Source organism: Duganella sp. CY15W, assembly GCF_009857555.1.
Lineage (GTDB): Bacteria > Pseudomonadota > Gammaproteobacteria > Burkholderiales > Burkholderiaceae_D > Rugamonas > Rugamonas sacchari.
Window position 1 is genome coordinate 871,659 of sequence record NZ_WWCQ01000002.1, and the last position, 17,452, is coordinate 889,110.

Consider the following 17,452-nt stretch of genomic DNA (forward strand, 5'->3'; position numbering starts at 1 on the left):
ATGCGCGCTAAATGGGCAACTGGCAAATTTGATTTGCCGCCTCACACCGGGGGAACTTACATCTGGCGGAAATGGTGCAGGTAGTTGCGGCTGACGGGCAGGGTTTCCGCTCGTCCACGCAGATGCAGCTCGGCGGTTTCGTTGAGGCCGCGTACCACCTCGCGCACGCAGGCCAGGTTGACGATGACCGCGCGGTGGGTTTGCACAAAGCGCGCTGGGTCGAGTTCCTCGCTGAGTTCGCGGATGGTTTTGCGTATCAGCGCTTCACCCTCCTCCCAGGCGACCAGCGTGTATTTTTCTTCGGCGCGCAGGAAGTGCACCTGATCGACGGGAATCAGGCGTACGCTGTTGCCGACCGAGGCCTTGATCCACTGCAGCCAGGCGCGGGGCGGCACGTGCTGTGCCAGCTGCTGCAGCACCGCGTCCAATGCACCGCTGGCCTGGTTGCGGGTGCGCAGGCGCTGCACCGTGTCGGCCAGGCGCGCGCTGTCGATGGGCTTGATGAGGTAGTCGATGGCGCCCTGCTCGAACGCCTGCACGGCGTACTGCTCGTAGGCCGTGACGAACACGATGTGCGCACGCCGCCCCATGGCGCGCGCGGCGTCGATGCCGTTCATGCCCGGCATGTGGATGTCGAGGAAGACGATGTCGGGCTGGTGCTGGTCGAACAGTTCCAGGGTTTCCGGGCCGTTGCGCGCATCGGCGACCAGCTGTAGTTCCGGCCACAATTGTGCGAGGTGGCTGCGCAGGCGTTCGCGCAGCAGCGGCTCGTCGTCGGCGATCAGTGCAGTGACAGGTTTCATGCGGTTTTTTCCGGAGTAAAGTGCAGTTCGACGCGCACCCCATGGGGCGTTTGTTCATGCAGATCGAGGTGGGCGTCGGCGCCGTAAAACCCTTGCAGCCGCAGGCGCAGATTGGACAGGCCGGTGCCGGGCTGCGCGGTTTCCGCCATGCCGGCGCCGGTGTCGCTGACCCACAGCACGACCTTGCCGTCGATGCCGCGCCTGCCGTTGACCTCGATGCTGCCGCCCGTCATGCTGGGATCAATGCCATGCTTGACGGCGTTTTCCACCAGCGTCAGCAGCGCCATCGCGGGGAAGCGCATGGTGGCCAGCTCAGGCAGGCTGGCGACGTTGAAGTGCAGCCGGTCCGGCATCCGCAAGTGCATCAGTTCCAGGTAGGTGCGTACCAGTTGCAGCTCGGTTTGCAGTGTGGCGTCGCTGTCGTTGAGGCGTGGCATGGCCGCGCGCAGGTAGGCGATCAGATGCCGCAGCACCGGCCCGGCGTTGCTGGAACCCGAGGCCACCAGTGCCTCGACGTTGGCCAGCGTGTTGAACAGAAAATGCGGTTCGATCTGCGATTGCAGCAGGCGCAGGCGGGCATCCAGCAGCTCGCGTTCCAGCCGGTTTTTTTCCAGTTCCGCTTGCAGACGGTCGGCGCGCTCGGCGTGCCTGCGTTCGCTGCGCATGGCAACCAGCGACATCACCAGGCCAAACACCAGCCCGACGATGGCCATGAAGATATGGCCGGTCAGCGTCTGGGTTTCGCTCAGGTAGTTGAGTACGTTGGCGCCCTGTGCCAGGAAGGCCGTGGTCAGCGATGCCAGCGGTGCCATCAGTGCGATGGCCAGCAGGCGGGCCGCGCTGCGCGACAGCCACGCCGGACGCAAGGGCGCGGCGGCGGAATACGCCAGCAGCAGGCAAATGCCGACAAACCCGACGCGGCTGATGACGATGGAAAACGGCGTGCGCGTCAGCAGATGCAGCAGCCATGACAGCAGCAGCACGACCGTCGCGACGATCAGCGCCTGTCGTTTGGTGGGCAGCAAGGTAGTGAGGGATGCGGAACTCATGCGGCCACGATAACCGCAATGCGACCGTCGTTCAAGCCCCGAAAACCGTGCTTCGTCGCACCGCTGGCGGCGCTGTCTTGCAGACAGCGGCCACGGCTCGCTATCGTGGTGTCAGCACAACTCCAGCACAACCACACCAAGGAAAACAACATGACTTACGCGGTACGACTCTGGTTCCTCGCCACCATCGCGGGGCAGCTGATGTTTGGCATGTACGTGGCAGCCCTGTACGGCGGCGCGGCGCTGCATGGCGACCTCAACGGCTGGAATGCGGTAATGACGCATGGCTATGTCGATGGTCAGCGCCTCGGCAATGCGGCCACGGGCGCCCACCTGCTGATGTCGGCCATCATCATGCTGGGCGGCGCCCTGCAGCTGATACCGCAGCTGCGCAGCATGGCGCCCGTGTTCCACCGCTGGAATGGCCGGCTGTATGTGGCTTGCGCGGTCGCGGCCGGCCTCAGCGGCTTGTACATGCTATGGTTCCGTGGCACGGTGGGCGACACGGTGCAGCATCTGGGCACCAGCCTGAATAGCGTGCTGATCCTGGTGTGCGCGTTTCTGGCGGTGCGCCATGCGCTGGCCCGGGATTTTGCCGCACACCGCCGCTGGGCCTTGCGGCTGTTTCTGTGCGTGAGCGGGGTCTGGTATTTCCGCATCGGCCTGATGTTCTGGCTGGCGGTGAACGGCGGCCCGGCCGGCTTCGATATCAAGACGTTTACGGGACCATTCCTGAGCTTCCTGTCCTATGCCCAGTACCTGCTGCCGCTGGCCGTGCTGGAGCTGTATCTGCGGCGCGTGCGCGGCACGGCGGTACTGGTGGCATTGTCGGCCGTGGTGACGGGCGTGGGCGGCGTGGTTGCCACCATGGGCATGTGGCTGCCGCGCATGTAGCTCAGTGCAGCGGAGCTTCTTCGGGCCGCAGCGTCAGCACGCGCACGCCGTTGTGGGTGACGGCGACGGTGTGCTCGAACTGCGCCGACAGCTTGCCGTCGCTGGTCACCACGGTCCAGCCGTCGTCTTCCGTGTGGACGGCGTGGCGGCCCTGGTTCAGCATGGGCTCGATGGTGAATACCATGCCTTCGCGCAGGATCAGCCCGGTTTTCGGGCGGCCCCAGTGCAGCACCTGCGGCGGCTCGTGCATTTCACGGCCGATGCCGTGGCCGCAAAAATCCCGCACCACCGAGTAGCCGTTGCGCTGTGCGTGGCGCTGGATCGCGTAGCCGACGTCGCCAAGCTGGGCGCCGGGACGCACGGCGTTGATGCCCTTCCACATGGCTTCGTACGTGGTCTGCACCAGGTGGCGGGCCGGGGCCGAGACGTCGCCGACCAGGTAGGTCTTGCTGGAATCGGCAATGAAGCCGTGCTTTTCCAGCGTGATGTCGAAATTGACGATGTCGCCGTCCTGCAGGATATCGGTGGCGCACGGCACGCCGTGGCACACCACGTTGTTGCGCGAGGAATTCAGCGCATAGGCGTAGCCATACTGCCCCTTGCTGGCCGGACGCGCGCTGAGCTGGTGGACGATGAAGCTGTCCACCATGTCGTTGACCTGCAGGGTGGACATGCCGGCCAGGCTGAACTGGTCCAGATAGCTGAACACGCTGGCCAGCAGCTTGCCCGCCTCGGCCATCAGCGCGATTTCTTCCGGCCGCTTGGTCATGCCGCCAGCCCCCGCAGCGCCTGTGCCTCCACGCCGGCCGCCTGCAATTCGCGCGCGATGATTTCGTTGAAACTCAGCGTGGGGCTGATTTCCGCCAGCATGCCAATCTTGATCCAGAACGCCGCCTGCGCATTGATGGAGCGGCAAGCCACGGCGCTGGCCTTGCGGATCTGGTCGTGCAGTTCGTCGTCGATGTTTACGATGCCCATGTTTTATCCTGTATATGAAACGTATACGAATCATATATGGATTGACTGCACACTGCAAGCTGAGGCGAAACAGCAAGACCTCGCGTTTCGCGGCGCTGGCCTGAGCGCGAGCGGTGTGCTGTCCCGCTGCGCTTACAATATGCGCATGGTAGACAGACGACAAATTCTTACGCTCGCGGCGGCCTACAGCCTGGCGCCTAACGCTCAGGCGGCAGCGCCCCGGCAGCTGCACATGGTGACTGCGCATCTGCCGCCGCTGGTGCTGGAAAACAGCAGCCGGCCGGGAGCGCTGATGGAAATGGTGCGCGAGCTGTGCCGGCGCTTGAAACTGGCGCCGAAGACGCAATTCATGCCGTGGCGGCGCGCGCTGTTTTTGACCACGACAATGCAGGCCACGGCGATTTTTCCGCTCACGCGCCTGGCAGAACGCGAAGCGCAGTTCCGCTGGCTGGCGCCGCTGTACGAAGAACATTTCGGCTTTCTCGCGCTGCGTCAGGGCAGTTTCGATCTGGCCCATGTGCAGGACATGAAGGCCAAGCGCATTGCCCTGCTGCGCGGCGCCGGGCAGGCCGCCATCCTGTCCGAGCTCGGGTATCACAACTTGGTGGAAGCGGCCTCGGTGGACGAGGTGCACCGCTTCCTGCTGGGCGGCATGGCGGACGCCGCTTTTGGCGAGCGCAACATCATCCGCGCCTCGCTGAAAAGCCATGGCGGTGGCGAACAATTCGACGTCAGCGCGCCGGTGCGCAACACCACTGCCTGGCTGGCCGGTTCGCTGGATTTCACCGAAGATGAAGCCCGCGCGTTCCAGCGCGCCATGGACGCGATGGCGGCCGACGGCAGCAAGCGCCGCATCCTCAGCCGCTATGGCCTGGCTTAGCAAATTTTATTACAAAAAATAACAAATTAACTTCCTGTTAAGATAGCATTAATGCAATCATGCAATGTTATCTTTTTGAAAGGAAGTGCGATGTTGAAGCCAGTATTGTTTGCCTTGTTTGTTGCCTGTGGTTTGGCCGGTTGTGCGGACATGGGGACGACGGAAACCACCCAGCCGGCGCCGATGCAGTCGGCTTCTGCCGAGCAGGGGCAACGCTGCTCCGTGGAAGAACCATCGACCGGGCAACGGGTCGGTAAGAGAACCTGCCGCTAAGGTTGCGTCAGACCTCGCTCCACTGCCGCAGCAGGTTGTGGTAGTGGCCCGTGAGGCCGACCATTTCGGGGCAATCGCCCAGCCTGGCGCGCAGGCTCTGGATGTTCTGGTCCAGCTCCAGCAGCATGCTGCGGCGCATGTCGTCGCGCACCATGCTCTGGGTCCAGAAGAACGAACAGATGCGGGCGCCGCGCGTGACCGGCTCGACGCGGTGGATGCTGGTTGAGGGATACAGGATCAGATCGCCGGCCGGCAGCTTGACCTCATGCTCGCCATACTGGTCGGTGACGATCAGTTCGCCGCCGTCATATTCCTCCGGGTCGCATAAAAACAGCGTGGACGAGACATCGGTGCGTACCCACTGCCCCGTGGCCGGAATGCGGCGCATCGAGCCATCGATGTGGGCGCCGTAGTGCTCGCCGCCGGCATAGCAGTTGAACAGCGGCGGGATGGTGCGCAGCGGCAGCGCGGCCGAGAAGAACAGCGGATTGCCAGCCAGCGCAGTGAGGATGATCTGGCCCAGCTCCAGGCCCAGCGGCGAGGTTTCCGGCAGCTGGCGGTTCTGCTTGACCTTGGCGCCCTGCGTGCCCACGGTCGCGCGGCCATCCACCCAGTGCGATTCGTCCAGGCGGCGGCGCATGTCGGCGACCTGTTCGCGGCTCAGTACGCCAGGGATATGCAACATCATGGTGAAACTCCTTAAAGCAAAAAAGCCCCGCCGGTGAGGGCGGGGCCAGCAGCCGGAATCGGGGACCGGTGCTTAGAACTTGAAGTTCGCGGTCAGGCTGCCCGAACGCGGGGCGCCTGGGGTGTAGCGGTAACCGGACTTGTTGATCGCTTGCACGTAGTTCTTGTCGCCCAGATTGTACACGTTGAGACGCAGGTCAATGTGCTTGTTGATCGGGTACGACGCCATGGCGTCAAACACCCAGTACGAATCGGCGTAGGCCGGGGTGCCGACGGCGCCGTCGGTGCCGCGTGCCAGCTTGTCGCTGAAGCGCGCGCCGCCGCCGATCTGCAGGCCGAACGGCAGGGTGTACGAGCTCCACGCGGTGAACGACTGCTTAGGCGTGTAGGTCAGCTGGTTGTCGCCGCCGGCGGTGACGATCTTGCCCGACTCGACGCTGGTCGACTGGTGCACATAGCCGGCGCTGATCAGCCACTTCGGCAGGATCTCGCCGGTGATGCTCAGCTCGATACCTTGTACGCGCTTCTTGCCGGTCTGGTAGTACTTGGAATCCACCGGATCCTGTTCCACCTCGTTTTTCACTTCCGTGCGGAACAGCGCGCCGGCCAGCGACAGCTTCTGGCCCAGCAGGTCCCACTTGCTGCCCACTTCGTAGTTGGTGGTCACTTGCGGATCGAAGTTCGGGTTGGCGGCGCTGCTAGGCGAGGTGCTCAGCGCAAAGTTGGCGCTGCCTGGCGGCGCTTTCGACGAGGCCACCAGCGCGTACACGCTGCTGTCCTTGGTTGGCTTGTACAGCGCCGACAGTTTGCCGTTGATCAGGTTGTCCGAGGCTTCGATGTTGCTGCCCACCAGGGTGCCGAGTGGAATGGTTTGCGGCGTGGTAGCGGCCTGTACGGTGATCGCGTTGTAGCTGGTGTTGTAATGGTCGACCCGCACGCCGCCATTGAAGATCCACTGCTCGCCGAATTTGACGGTGTCAAACGCGTACACGCTCTGGGTATTGGTGGTCCCTTCGCTGCGGCCGCCGTTGCGCTGCAGGTTGACCTGGGCCGCGCTGATCGGCGTGTTCGGGTTCGGATGGTAGATGCTGGTCGCTGGCAGGCCGATGGTGGCCGCTGGCGCGATGTTGGCATAGGTGTAGTTGACCTGCTTCTCGTTGGTCAGTTCCAGGCCGCTGACCACGGTGTGCTTGAACGCGCCAGTGGTGAAGTCGGCGGTCAGCGTGGTCTGGTTGGTCAGGATTTCGTTGAGCTGATCCTTGGTGGTCAGGTTGGTGCGCGCCATGGTCCAGTTGTCCGGATTGGTGCTGGCAACGTTGGCGTTGAGGTTGGTGTTGGTGGCCATGAACGAGGTCAGCAGGTAGTCCTGCTTGGTCTTGCCATAGCGCGTGGTGTTGACCAGCTTGGCGCCACTGGCGAAGTCGTGCTCAACCTTGACGGTAGCCATGTCAGCCTTGACGTTGTCGTGGTCCAGCACCGAGCCGTAGAAGTTCTTTGGATCGACCGGCTTGGCGCCTGCCATGAACGCGAAGCTCTTGGCCGGAACGGCTGGACGGGTCGGCGTGGCCGCAACCGCTGCGATGTCCGGCGGTGGGGTCCAGCCTGGCAGGCCGATGGTCAGCACGCCACCGTCAGGAATATTGTCCTGCTTGACGTGGAACAGGTTCAGGTAGACGCGGGTGGTCGAGTTCAGGCCGAACGCCAGCGACGGTGCGATGCCCCAGCGCTTGGCCTTGATGAAGTCGCGGCCCGGGTTTTCGCTGTCCTGGTCCAGCAGGTTCAGGCGGAAGGCGGTGCCGGAATCGGCGTCGATCACGGTGTTGATGTCGGCGGTGGCGCGGCGCTGTTTGCCGCTGCCCACGGTGGCCGAACCCGAATAGGCGTTTTCCAGCTGTGGCTGTTTGCTGACCAGGTTGATCGAGCCCGTTGGCGAGGAGCGGCCGTTGTCGGTGCCGGCCGGGCCTTTGAGCACGTCGATCTGTTCGATGTTGAAGGTGTCGCGCGAGATCGAGCCGATGTCGCGCACGCCGTCAACGTAAATGCTGCTCGAGGCGTCGAAGCCGCGCATGTAGATCGCGTCGCCGGTGTTGGTGGAGCCGTTCTCGCCCAGGAAGAAGGCGCCCACGCCCGGGGTGTTGCGCAGCGCTTCGGTCAGGGTGGTGGCGCCCTGCTGCTCGATCAGTTCTTTCTTGAGCACGGTCAGGGTCTGGGCGGTGTCCACCAGCTTTTCGGTGTACTTGGCGGAAGCAGCATGGTCGGCCTTGAAGTCGTTTTCGCGGCTGCCGCTGACTTTCACTTCCTGCAGCGTCTGTGGCTTGGCCTGGTCGACCGCTTCCGGTGCGGCTTCTGCCGCATGGGCCGCCACCGGCAGCAACATGGCAGCCAGCGCTGCGCTCATGTGTTGGTTAAAGCGCGTTTGCGCATGTTTGCGACTCTTGATCATTGCCATGTGCTTCTTTCCGTTGGACGAGAGTATCGGGCTGGCTGCGCTGAAACTGCGTGCAGTTGCGCGTCTGGCTGGCCAAAGTGTGGGTGTGAAAATGGGTGAGATTGTAACAATAAAACGCAAATACGTAAATGCGAATTATTATCAATATGATTCAGATACGCGCTTCCAGAGGGGAAAGTGTTGCGTAAACGCCTAGGCGGGAAGCCTCAGGATTGCTCGCGTTCCAGCCAGGCGCGGGCCTGGGCCAGGGTTTGTTCGAGCTCGCTGCGGACGGTTTGGTAGCGCTCGGTCAACTCGTCGTCGCGCTGGTCGTGGATGGCTTCTTCGGCGGCCAGGGTGGCCTGGATCAGTCGCTTGGCGCCCAGCACGCCGACGGCGCCGCGCAGGCTGTGGAACAGTTTGGCGGCGTCGCGCAGCCGCCCTTCCTGCAGGGCGAGGTGGGCCTGGTTCAGCGGTTCCATGCCGCTGTCGATGGCGCCGCGCACCATCTTGAACACGGTGGCGCGGCCCTTGGCGTCCTTGCCCATCACGCGCATCAGGCCATCCATATTGAACACGGCTGCCTCGCCGCTGGGCATGGGCGAGGACACCAGCTTGGGCAGCACTTCCGGTGCCGCAAAAACCGGGGCCGGCGGTACTGCTGGTGTGGTCGATGTGATTACTGAGGCGGCCGCGGCCATGGCGGCCAGCAGGTCGTCCTGGTCGGCCAGTGGTGTTGGTGCCAGGGCCGGTGCCGATGCCGGAACTGGCGCCGGCGTAGGCGTCAGCGCCATTGGCGCGGCAGGCTGGGGCAGGTGACGGCGCAGCACGGCCAGCATTTCATCGACTTCGATCGGCTTGGGAATGAAGTCGGTAATGCCGGCCTCGCGGCTGCGCTCGCGTTCGGATTCCAGCACGCCGGCAGTCATCGCAATGATCGGCAGGCCCAGCTTGAGTTCCTGGCGCAGGATGCGGGTGGCGGTAAAGCCGTCCATCACCGGCATTTGCATGTCCATCAGCACCATGTCGTACTCGGCGGCGCGGTCACGCATCAGGTCGACCGCCTGGCGGCCGTCGCCGGCGATGTCCAGCGTGGCGCCCGCATGTTCCAGGATGCCGCGCGCCACGGCCTGGTTCAGCAGATTATCTTCCACCAGCAGGAAATGGTTGTCGGCCAGCGTGCCGACGATGCTGTGGTCGCCGCTGGCCGGCTGGTCGATGTCACTTTGCGTGGCCAGCGCCTGATGCAGGGCGTCAAACAGGCTGGAACTGGTGATCGGCTTGACCAGCACCACGTCCGCCTCCGGCGCGCTGGAGATTTCTTCGATGCGGTCGCGCGCAAACGCATTCAGCATCACCACGATGGGCTGCGGCTTGCCGTTGGCGGCAGCGCGGATGCTCTTGGCCGTGGCCAGGCCATCCATGCCCGGCATGTGCCAGTCGGCCAGCACCACGTCGTAGGGCTGCTGGCGGTCCAGGCTCTGGCGGTAGCGGCGCAGCGCGGCTTCGCCGGAATCGACTTCGTCCGCCTGCCAGCCCCAGGCGCGGATCAGGCGCGCAATCAGTTCGCGGCTGGTGCGGTTGTCATCCGCCACCAGCAGGCGCAACTGGCCCAGCGCCGGCTTGCGCCGCTCGTCGCTCTGGTCGGCCTGGATCTCAAATGGCAGGCTGAACCAGAAGGTCGAGCCCTGCCCTGGCCGGCTGCTGACGGCGATCTGTCCGCCCATCAGTTCGATCAGGCGCTTGGTGATGGCCAGCCCCAGGCCGGTGCCGCCAAAGCGGCGCGTAATGCTCTGGTCGCCCTGAGAAAAGGCGTTGAACAGCTGGCCGATCTGCGCATCGGTCATGCCCATGCCGGTGTCGCGCACCTCAAAGCGCAGCAAGGCGCTGTGGTTGTCGCGCGCGGTCAGCTGCACGCTGACCACCACCTCGCCCTGCTCGGTGAACTTGATCGCATTGCCGGCCAGGTTGACCAGCACTTGCTGCAGGCGCATGGAGTCGCCGTGCAGGCGGTTGGGGATGTTGCCGTCCACGCTGATCGCCAGTTCCAGTTCTTTGTCGCCCGCATTCATGGTCATCATGGTGGCCAGCGAATCCATGGTGTCGTTGAGCGCGAAGTCGACCGGCGACAGCTCCAGCTTGCGCGCCTCGATCTTGGAATAGTCCAGCACGTCGTTGAGGATGCCCAGCAGCGACTGGCCAGACACCCGCACCATGTTGAGGTATTTGCGCTGCTGCGGCGTCAGCTGGGTATTGCCGAGCAGGTAGACCATGCCCAGCACGGCGTTCATCGGCGTGCGGATTTCATGGCTCATGTTGGCGACAAAATCGCTTTTGGCGCGGTTGGCCGCCTGCGCGCGGTCGCGTTCGCGCTCAAGCTCGAGCGCGCGCGTTTCCACTTCCTGTTGCAGGCGGTGGCGCTCGGTGATGTCGGAAATCACCGCCAGCACCTTGGTGCCCTGGTCGGTACGTACCGCGCTCAGATTGACTTCGACCGGGAATTCGCTGCCATCGCGGCGGCGGCCATACGTCGTGCTGCCGGCGCCCATGCGGACCGGCTCGGCGCTGAGGCGGTCGGCAAAGAAGCGGTGGCGGTGCGCCGCGTGCTGCGGGCGCAGCCGTTCCGGCACCAGGATTTCCAGCGACTGCCCCAGCACCTCGTCGCGGTCATAGCCGAAGCAGCGCTCGCCTTCGCGGTTGAAGGTCTCGATGCGGCCGTCCACGCCGACCACGACAATGGCATTCGGTGCGAATTCCACCAGGCTTTGCAGCCGGGCGTCAGCCGCCAGCCGTTCATGCATCAAATCGTTGAAGGCCGAGGTCAGCTGGCCGACCTCGTCGCGCGCGTGCACCGGCAGCGGGGTAAAGCGGCCCGGATTGGCGCGCAAGGCAACAATGGCGTTGCGCAGTTTGATCAGCGGCGCCATGAGCCGCAAGATCAGCACGCTGATCAGCATGGCCGTGAGGGCGGCGGCAATGCCGCTCCAGACCAGGACGCGTTTGAGCACGCCTTCAAACGGCTCGAACGCCTCTTCGGCGGGCAGCGAGGTGGCCAGCAGCCAGTCGACCGACTTCAGCATTTTGTAGCTGTTGAGCGTGGCATGGCCCTCGCCCATGCCCATGATGGTGCCCTCGAAGCCTTCTTCCAGCGCACGCGTGGTGGCCGGGTTGGCGTTGGGCGCGCGCGGCTTGAGCAGGCGGGTAATGTCGGGATGCAGTACGTAGACCGACGGTTCGCTGCGCGTCAGCGCGAAGTAGTAGCCGCTGCGGCCGACCTTGGCGGTGCGCAGGTGGCCCAGCAGGCTGTCCTTGTACAGGCGCAGCACGCCGATCAGCACGCACACCACCTCGCCTTTGTTGTTGAGTACCGGCGCCACCAGCTGCACCACCGGCTGCTTGTTGGCGCGGCCGATGAGCGGTTCGGTAATCATCGGCTTGTGGGTCCGCATCACCGTTTTGAAATAGGCGCGGTCGGAGGCGTCGATGCCGACCCGGCCCGGCACCAGCGGCAGGTCGGAAATCACCTTGCCTTGCGGGCTCAGGACAAGCAGGTCGTCAAACAGCGCCAGGACGGCGCGGTTCTGGTAATACTCGCGCAGCTTTTCTTCGGAATGGCCCAGTTCGGGCGGCTGGTAGCGCGCGGATAGCGAGATGATATCGAGCAGCATGGCCAGCTTGTCGTCGAGCTCCTGCGCCGTGCGGTTAATCAGGGCCGTCTGTTGCGTGAACATCACCCGCGTGTAGTCTTCCTTCATGCGCTGGGTTTGCACCAGCGTCACCAGGCCTATCATCAGGACCGAGGTAATGCTGGTGGCGAGTGCGACTTTAGCCTTGATGCCCAATGGCTTCATATCATCCTTGATGTACGCGATGGCTGAACCGATTCTCCTATCAAAGCTTAAAGTTGGCAAGAAACAAAAAAACGGTGTGCAACGGTGCGCACCGTTCTGACACGGCCGTGAAGCGGGATTAACGCTGGGCGGCGGCCAGGATCACTTCCGCCACTTTGGCCGGCTGCGACACCATCGGCACGTGGCTGGTAGGCAGCGTGGTGGTCACCGCATTGATTTTTTTGGCAAACGCCTGTTCCAGTTCCGGCGCGATCATGCGGTCTTTCGAGGCCACGATGTAGTAGTTGGCCTTGTTTTTCCAGGCCGCCACGGTGGTGGTGTCGCCAAAGGCCTTGGCGGCAATCGGCCCCTGGGTGGCGGCGATCAGCGCAGCGGTGGCCGGCGGGACGTCTTGCGCAAAGTTCTTGGCCACCGAGTCAGTGGGCAGCCACAGGTAGCCGCCGGCGTCTGCTTTCAGCGTGGCGATGCCTGGTGGCACGGCGTAGTCCTTGCCCAGGTTGGCGGTGGCTTCACCTTCCGATGGCGCAAACGCGGCCACGTAAACCAGCGCCTTGATCTTGTCGCTGGTGCCAGCCTGGGTAATCACGGTGCCGCCCCAGGAGTGGCCGACCAGCACCACCTTGCCGGTTTGCGCATCCACCACGCGCTGGGTGGCGGCGACGTCGTCCGCCAGCGAGCTCAGTGGGTTCTGCACGGCCACTACCTTGTAGCCTTTGGCTTGCAGCAGCGGGATGACTTTGTCCCAGCTCGAACCATCGGCAAAGGCGCCGTGCACCAGCACGATGGTGGTGTCATTGGCTGGGGTGGCGGCGTGGGCGAAAGCGGTGGCGGCCAGCAGGGCGGAAGCGATCAGAGTACGTTTCATGGTTGATTCTCCTTTGATAGTTAGCGATTAAGTCGTGTTCGATGTGTTGATGAATGAACTGTAGCGCACAATTCAATCGTATGCAACAGGAATTTTCTAACTATTTTTTGAAACCTGCGCATCCAGATCCGTGTTAGCCGCCTCTTAGCTGGCGAGGGACTTCCTCGGCAACCATTAGGAGAGCAAAATGTTTTACGTTAAAAATGTACCGGGCTGGGAGCGCGTGCTGCGCGTGGTGCTTGGTCTGATCGTTGCCGCCGGCGCGCTGGCGCTGCTGGGCGGCGTCTGGGGCACGTTGCTGGCGCTGTCGGCCGCCGGCATCGTCGCGTCCGGCCTGGTGGGCTTTTGCCCGATGTGCGCCATGGTGGGCCGCCGTCTCGATAAAGCAGCAAAACAGGGAAAATAATGAGTCTTGCGCAACAACATCTGCCAGTGCTGGATGCAGCCCATCGCGGCGATCCGGCGGCGCTGGCGCAGCTGCTGCGGCTGTGCCAGCCTGACATCCGCCGCTATGCGCAGCGCAATTGCCTGATCGGCGATGTCGATGACGCCGTGCAGGAAGCCTTGCTGGTGCTATCGCGCAAGCTGTCGTCGGTACGCCTGCTGGCGGCGTTTTCGGGCTGGCTGTTTCAGATCGTCAAGCGCGAATGCCACCGGCTGGCGCGCACGGCGCTGGGCCACGATCCGTGGGACGACGAGCGTGCCGAGCAATGGCTGGCCAGCCAGGATACGGCGGGCTTGCGCGTGGAGCTGATCCGCGCGCTGGAATCGCTGCCGGCCGATTATCTGAACGTGGTGCTGCTGCGCGACTTTGCCGAGTTGTCGATCGCGGAAATCGCCGCCGAGACCGGTGACACCGTGGCAGCTGTGAAGAGCCGATTGCATCGCGCAAGACAGCTGGCGCGTGAATACCTGATTGGATGACTGCGGAATAGCCGCCAAAATCACACCCGATGGGCTACACTAGCCGCATGATACGAGAACTTCCTTCGCTGGTGATCCCCGGCGCAACGATAGAGGTCCTGAAGGCCAGCTGCGCATCGTGCAGCATGCACCAACTGTGCCTGCCTATGGGACTGGACAACAACGATATGGAACGGCTGGACCAGATCATCGGCCGCCGCCGCAAGGTTGCGCGCGGCAGCACGCTGTTCCGCATTGGCGATCCGTTCCAGAATCTGTACGCGATCCGCCTTGGCCACTTCAAGACCTACCAGGTCAACCGTGAGGGCGCGGAACAGATCACCGGCTTCCAGATGGCCGGCGAGCTGCTGGGCATGGATGCGATCAGTGCTGACCAGCACCATTGCACCGCCGTCGCGCTGGAAGACAGCGAGGTTTGCGAAATTCCATTCGCCACCCTGCAGCAGTTGCTGGCGGAAATGCCGACCCTGCTGCGCCACTTCCACCGCATGATGAGCCAGGAAATCACGCGCGAACAAAGCGTGATGCTGTTGCTGGGGAATATGCAGGCGACCCAGCGTTTTGCTGCCTTCCTGGTCAACCTGTCGTCGCGCTACGAGGCGCGCGGCTATGCGGCCAATATCTTCCAGCTGCGCATGTCGCGCGAAGAGATCGGCAACTACCTGGGGCTGACGATTGAAAGCATCAGCCGCCTGCTGTCGAAGTTCAAGAAGGAAGGCCTGGTGCGCGTCAGCAACCGCGAAATCGAGTTGCTGGACCCGCGCATGCTCAAGGCAATTACCGCCGGCACGGCGACCTGCGGTTAATCAGTCCGGCAGCAGCGCGACGCCCTGCTGCACCGGATATTTCCAGGCGCCTGCGAGGCGCCAGTCGCGCTTCGGTCCTTCCACCAGCACAATCCAGCGGCTGCGCTCCAGCATGGGCAGCGCCACGCTGAAGGCGCCGTTCTCATCCGGCACCAGCACCATGCGGATATCCTTTTCCGGCAGCGTGGCGTGCGACAGATGCAGCATCAGCGGGCCGGTGTCCTTGCGGTTGATGCGGCCGGTCAGCAGGCCGTTGGCGGCGTCGTAGCCGAGCGCCACCGACAGGCCCATCTGCGCCGCGACGCGGTCGCGGCGCAAGTCCTGATTGATGGCCTTGCCTTCCTTGTAGTAATCGCCCACCACCAGCGGATCGGCCGACGAGGTGGCCAGCCAGGCCGTGTAGGTACCGGCCACCACCACGATGGCCGGGCCGGCCATGAGCAGCCAGGGCCAGCGTTGTTTCCACCACGGGGTGACGGGCATGGCAAGTGTATTCATGACGAAGCTCCTTAGCGCGGCACGATGAAGACCGCGGATTCTTTCACATGCAGCGATGGGTCATCGACTGCGGTCAGGGTGACCTGGATCTTGTTCGAGCCGGTCTGGCCGGTGCCATGCGCCACGCGCAGGCGTACCGGATAGGCTTTGGTCTCGGTGGCCTCGACCATCACGTGGTCGGCGGTGGCTTGCGCCAGCGTTGGCAGGCCGCCCACTTCAATCTTGTACAGATGCGCTTTTTCCGAGGTGTTCATGATCTGCAGGCGGTAGACGTTTTCTATCATGCCGTCTTCCACTTCGCGTCCCATCGAGCCGCGGTCGCGGATCACGTCCAGCTTGAGCGGTGTACGCAGGAACAGCGCGCTACAGGTGGCCAGCACAATCAGGCCCAGCACGGCGGTGTAGATCTTCACGCGCGGCCGCATGGCGCGGCGGCGGATCTCGGTTGGCGTCATGTGGTCTTCCATGGCGCGTTCCGTGCTGTAGCGGATCAGGCCGCGTGCCTGGCCGGTCTTGTCCATCACGTTGTTGCAGGCGTCGACGCAGGCGGCGCAGCCGATGCACTCGTATTGCAGGCCGTGGCGGATGTCGATACCGGTCGGGCAGACCTGGACGCACAGCGAGCAGTCGATGCATGAGCCGCCGTTGCCGTGGGTGTTTTTCGACAGCGGACCGCGTGGCTCGCCGCGCTGGCTGTCGTAGGTGATGATCAGGGTGTCGCGGTCAAACATCGAGCTCTGGAAGCGGGCGTAGGGGCACATGTATTTGCACACCTGCTCGCGCATCCAGCCGGCGTTGCCGTAGGTGGCAAAGCCGTAGAACAGCACCCAGAACCATTCCCATGGGCCAAAGTTCAGCGTTACCACTTCGCCCATGAGTTCGGTGATCGGCGTGAAGTAGCCGACAAAGGTAAAGCCGGTCCACAGTGCGACCGCGCCCCAGGCCAGGTGCTTGGCGCTTTTCTTGGCGTACTTGCGCAGCGACGGCGGCTGGCGGTCCAGCGCAATGCGGGCGCTGCGCTGGCCTTCGATCTTACGTTCTATCCACAGGAAGATTTCGGTGTAGACCGTCTGTGGACAGGCGAAACCACACCATACCCGGCCGGCGATGGCGGTGGCCAGGAACAGCAGGTAGGCACTGATGATGAGCAGTGCGGCCAGATAAATAAAGTCTTGCGGCCACAGGACAAGTCCGAAGATGTAGAACTTGCGGGTGGTCAGATCGAACAGCAGCGCCTGTCGGCCATTCCACTGCAGCCAGGGTGTGCAGTAGAAGGCTAGTTGCGTCAGCCATACAAACAGCCAGCGCAGACGGGCATAACGGCCGTCGATCTCGCGAGGATAGATCTCCTCGCGCTTTGCATACATCTTGATGACTTGTTCCTGTGGGGCGTTCATTTTGTATCTGCTACGGGTGGGTCGGCCGGTATGGCTGGCGCGGGTTGTTTGGGATCGTTCGACAGGCTCCAGACGTAGGCTGCCAGCACGTGGACCTTGGCCTCGCCCAGGAAGTCGGCAAACGCCGGCATGGTGGTGGTGCGGCCTTTGTTGATGGTTTCCTTGATGGTCTCCGCGCTACCGCCGAACAGCCAGATCTTGTCGGTCAGGTTGGGCGCGCCGAGCATCTGGTTGCCCTTGCCGTCCGCACCGTGGCAAGCCATGCAGGCGCCGAACTTGTCTTTGCCGAACACCGCCTTGATCGGGTCGTGGGTCGAATTCGACAGGCTCAGCACGTAGTGCGCCACGGCTTCCACGTCCTTGTCGCCCCCCACCGCAGCGCCCATCGGCGGCATGGCGCCAACGCGGCCGTGCATGATGGTTTCCTTGATGGTTTGCGGGGCGCCGCCAAACAGCCAGTCCTTGTCGGTCAGGTTAGGGAAGCCTTTGTTGCCGCGTGCATCCGAACCGTGGCACTGGGCGCAGTAGGTCAGGAACAGGCGCTCGCCGATCGCGTGGGCCTGTGGATCGGCGGCCACGGCCTGCAGGTCCTGCTTCTGGTACTTGGCAAACAGCGGACCGAAGTCGGCGTCGGCCTTTTGCAGCTCGCCCTCGTACTGGCCGGTCGATTTCCAGCCCAGCGTGCCGGCGTAGGTGCCGAGGCCGGGATAGAGCACGAAGTAGGCCAGGCCGAAGATGATGGTGATGTAGAACATCCACATCCACCAGCGCGGCATCGGCGTGTTCAGCTCGGTCAGGTCTTCGTCCCAGACGTGGCCGGTGGTGTCGATCTTGCCTTCGGCGGTCTTGGCGACCTTGACCTTGGACTGCGAATACAGCAGCACGCCGCAGCCGATCACGCCCAGCAGCGTCAATGTCACGATGTACCAGTCCCAGAAGCCATTGGTGAAATCAGCCATGATGCAGGTCCTCCTCGTCGGCAAACGGCAGGCGGGCGGCGCTGGCGAAATCGCTTTCCTTGTGGCTCACATAGGCCCACCACAGGATGCCGGCAAAGGTGATGAACGAGATGACCGTCATCACGCTGCTGGCGTGGTCGAACAGGTTTTGGAGTGCCAT

At 63.4% G+C, this 17,452-nt stretch carries 17 protein-coding genes; 5 read left to right on the plus strand and 12 right to left on the minus strand.

What is annotated here, in order from left to right:
• Window positions 1-56 precede the first annotated feature (56 nt).
• Both GTP58_RS13400 and GTP58_RS13405 read right to left on the minus strand, forming a co-directional pair.
• A complete protein-coding gene (locus tag GTP58_RS13400; protein ID WP_161077871.1) occupies window positions 57-803 on the minus strand; it encodes a LytTR family DNA-binding domain-containing protein in 747 nt (248 codons plus the stop codon).
• Window positions 800-1,852 carry a sensor histidine kinase gene (locus tag GTP58_RS13405; protein ID WP_161077872.1) on the minus strand — a complete coding sequence of 351 codons (1,053 nt, stop codon included), beginning with the start codon at window positions 1,850-1,852 and terminating at the stop codon, window positions 800-802. Before GTP58_RS13405 ends, GTP58_RS13400 begins: the two co-directional genes overlap by 4 nt.
• Before the next feature lie 150 nt (window positions 1,853-2,002).
• Here GTP58_RS13405 and GTP58_RS13410 point away from each other — a divergent pair, with 150 nt between their 5' ends.
• Window positions 2,003-2,746 carry a DUF2306 domain-containing protein gene (locus tag GTP58_RS13410; RefSeq protein ID WP_161077873.1) on the plus strand — a complete coding sequence of 248 codons (744 nt, stop codon included), beginning with the start codon at window positions 2,003-2,005 and terminating at the stop codon, window positions 2,744-2,746.
• Window position 2,747: 1 nt separating this feature from the next.
• Here the strand turns inward: GTP58_RS13410 and map are convergent, their stop codons facing one another.
• Together map and GTP58_RS13420 are read right to left on the minus strand one after the other, a co-directional pair.
• Window positions 2,748-3,515: a type I methionyl aminopeptidase gene (gene map, locus GTP58_RS13415; RefSeq protein ID WP_161077874.1), complete on the minus strand. Its 768-nt coding sequence runs from the start codon at window positions 3,513-3,515 to the stop codon at window positions 2,748-2,750.
• On the minus strand, window positions 3,512-3,724 hold the full coding sequence (locus GTP58_RS13420; RefSeq protein WP_072783068.1) for a ParD-like family protein: 213 nt from the start codon (window positions 3,722-3,724) through the stop codon (window positions 3,512-3,514). The genes map and GTP58_RS13420 overlap by 4 nt, the downstream gene beginning before the upstream one ends.
• Window positions 3,725-3,869: 145 nt before the next feature.
• Here GTP58_RS13420 and GTP58_RS13425 point away from each other — a divergent pair, with 145 nt between their 5' ends.
• Window positions 3,870-4,604, plus strand: coding sequence for an ABC transporter substrate-binding protein (locus GTP58_RS13425; protein ID WP_161077875.1), 735 nt, complete (start codon window positions 3,870-3,872; stop codon window positions 4,602-4,604).
• 280 nt (window positions 4,605-4,884) lie between these two features.
• Here the strand turns inward: GTP58_RS13425 and GTP58_RS13430 are convergent, their stop codons facing one another.
• The 4 genes from GTP58_RS13430 to GTP58_RS13445 form a co-directional block, all read right to left on the minus strand.
• Window positions 4,885-5,565, minus strand: a complete 681-nt coding sequence (locus GTP58_RS13430; protein ID WP_161077876.1) for a Fe2+-dependent dioxygenase — start codon at window positions 5,563-5,565, stop codon at window positions 4,885-4,887.
• A gap of 72 nt (window positions 5,566-5,637) precedes the next feature.
• Window positions 5,638-8,013 carry a catecholate siderophore receptor Fiu gene (locus GTP58_RS13435; protein WP_161077877.1) on the minus strand — a complete coding sequence of 792 codons (2,376 nt, stop codon included), beginning with the start codon at window positions 8,011-8,013 and terminating at the stop codon, window positions 5,638-5,640.
• Window positions 8,014-8,219: 206 nt separating this feature from the next.
• Window positions 8,220-11,843, minus strand: a complete 3,624-nt coding sequence (locus GTP58_RS13440; protein WP_161077878.1) for a response regulator — start codon at window positions 11,841-11,843, stop codon at window positions 8,220-8,222.
• 118 nt (window positions 11,844-11,961) lie between these two features.
• Window positions 11,962-12,708, minus strand: a complete 747-nt coding sequence (locus GTP58_RS13445; RefSeq protein WP_161077879.1) for an alpha/beta fold hydrolase — start codon at window positions 12,706-12,708, stop codon at window positions 11,962-11,964.
• A 187-nt stretch (window positions 12,709-12,895) separates the two neighbouring features.
• Here GTP58_RS13445 and GTP58_RS13450 point away from each other — a divergent pair, with 187 nt between their 5' ends.
• The 3 genes from GTP58_RS13450 to fnr are packed head-to-tail and all read left to right on the plus strand — an operon-like array spanning window position 12,896 to window position 14,438.
• Complete coding sequence (locus GTP58_RS13450) at window positions 12,896-13,114, plus strand: DUF2892 domain-containing protein (RefSeq protein ID WP_072783080.1); 219 nt, start codon at window positions 12,896-12,898, stop codon at window positions 13,112-13,114.
• On the plus strand, window positions 13,114-13,632 hold the full coding sequence (locus GTP58_RS13455) for an RNA polymerase sigma factor (RefSeq protein WP_161077880.1): 519 nt from the start codon (window positions 13,114-13,116) through the stop codon (window positions 13,630-13,632). Before GTP58_RS13450 ends, GTP58_RS13455 begins: the two co-directional genes overlap by 1 nt.
• 47 nt (window positions 13,633-13,679) lie before the next feature.
• Complete coding sequence (gene fnr / locus GTP58_RS13460) at window positions 13,680-14,438, plus strand: fumarate/nitrate reduction transcriptional regulator Fnr (protein ID WP_072783659.1); 759 nt, start codon at window positions 13,680-13,682, stop codon at window positions 14,436-14,438.
• Here the strand turns inward: fnr and GTP58_RS13465 are convergent, their stop codons facing one another.
• From GTP58_RS13465 to GTP58_RS13480, 4 genes are read right to left on the minus strand one after another with little or no spacing between them, the layout of a single operon-like run.
• On the minus strand, window positions 14,439-14,936 hold the full coding sequence (locus tag GTP58_RS13465; RefSeq protein WP_161077881.1) for a FixH family protein: 498 nt from the start codon (window positions 14,934-14,936) through the stop codon (window positions 14,439-14,441).
• A gap of 11 nt (window positions 14,937-14,947) precedes the next feature.
• Window positions 14,948-16,333: a cytochrome c oxidase accessory protein CcoG gene (ccoG, locus tag GTP58_RS13470; protein ID WP_161077882.1), complete on the minus strand. Its 1,386-nt coding sequence runs from the start codon at window positions 16,331-16,333 to the stop codon at window positions 14,948-14,950.
• Window positions 16,330-17,292, minus strand: a complete 963-nt coding sequence (ccoP, locus tag GTP58_RS13475; protein ID WP_161077883.1) for a cytochrome-c oxidase, cbb3-type subunit III — start codon at window positions 17,290-17,292, stop codon at window positions 16,330-16,332. Before ccoP ends, ccoG begins: the two co-directional genes overlap by 4 nt.
• Entirely contained in the window at window positions 17,285-17,452 is a 168-nt protein-coding gene (locus GTP58_RS13480) for a cbb3-type cytochrome c oxidase subunit 3 (RefSeq protein WP_072783090.1), read from the minus strand. Before GTP58_RS13480 ends, ccoP begins: the two co-directional genes overlap by 8 nt.

Bases quoted from the DNA above. Each gene is read 5' to 3' on its own strand.
- GTP58_RS13405 (WP_161077872.1), bottom strand. From the start codon at position 1,852: ATGAGTTCCGCATCCCTCACTACCTTGCTGCCCACCAAACGACAGGCG.
- GTP58_RS13400 (WP_161077871.1), bottom strand. From the start codon at position 803: ATGAAACCTGTCACTGCACTGATCGCCGACGACGAGCCGCTGCTGCGC.
- GTP58_RS13450 (WP_072783080.1), top strand. From the start codon at position 12,896: ATGTTTTACGTTAAAAATGTACCGGGCTGGGAGCGCGTGCTGCGCGTG.
- GTP58_RS13445 (WP_161077879.1), bottom strand. From the start codon at position 12,708: ATGAAACGTACTCTGATCGCTTCCGCCCTGCTGGCCGCCACCGCTTTC.
- GTP58_RS13455 (WP_161077880.1), top strand. From the start codon at position 13,114: ATGAGTCTTGCGCAACAACATCTGCCAGTGCTGGATGCAGCCCATCGC.
- GTP58_RS13435 (WP_161077877.1), bottom strand. From the start codon at position 8,013: ATGGCAATGATCAAGAGTCGCAAACATGCGCAAACGCGCTTTAACCAA.
- GTP58_RS13425 (WP_161077875.1), top strand. From the start codon at position 3,870: ATGGTAGACAGACGACAAATTCTTACGCTCGCGGCGGCCTACAGCCTG.
- GTP58_RS13440 (WP_161077878.1), bottom strand. From the start codon at position 11,843: ATGAAGCCATTGGGCATCAAGGCTAAAGTCGCACTCGCCACCAGCATT.
- ccoG (WP_161077882.1), bottom strand. From the start codon at position 16,333: ATGAACGCCCCACAGGAACAAGTCATCAAGATGTATGCAAAGCGCGAG.
- GTP58_RS13465 (WP_161077881.1), bottom strand. From the start codon at position 14,936: ATGAATACACTTGCCATGCCCGTCACCCCGTGGTGGAAACAACGCTGG.
- fnr (WP_072783659.1), top strand. From the start codon at position 13,680: ATGATACGAGAACTTCCTTCGCTGGTGATCCCCGGCGCAACGATAGAG.
- map (WP_161077874.1), bottom strand. From the start codon at position 3,515: ATGACCAAGCGGCCGGAAGAAATCGCGCTGATGGCCGAGGCGGGCAAG.
- GTP58_RS13430 (WP_161077876.1), bottom strand. From the start codon at position 5,565: ATGATGTTGCATATCCCTGGCGTACTGAGCCGCGAACAGGTCGCCGAC.
- ccoP (WP_161077883.1), bottom strand. From the start codon at position 17,292: ATGGCTGATTTCACCAATGGCTTCTGGGACTGGTACATCGTGACATTG.
- GTP58_RS13480 (WP_072783090.1), bottom strand. From the start codon at position 17,452: ATGGCACTCCAAAACCTGTTCGACCACGCCAGCAGCGTGATGACGGTC.
- GTP58_RS13420 (WP_072783068.1), bottom strand. From the start codon at position 3,724: ATGGGCATCGTAAACATCGACGACGAACTGCACGACCAGATCCGCAAG.
- GTP58_RS13410 (WP_161077873.1), top strand. From the start codon at position 2,003: ATGACTTACGCGGTACGACTCTGGTTCCTCGCCACCATCGCGGGGCAG.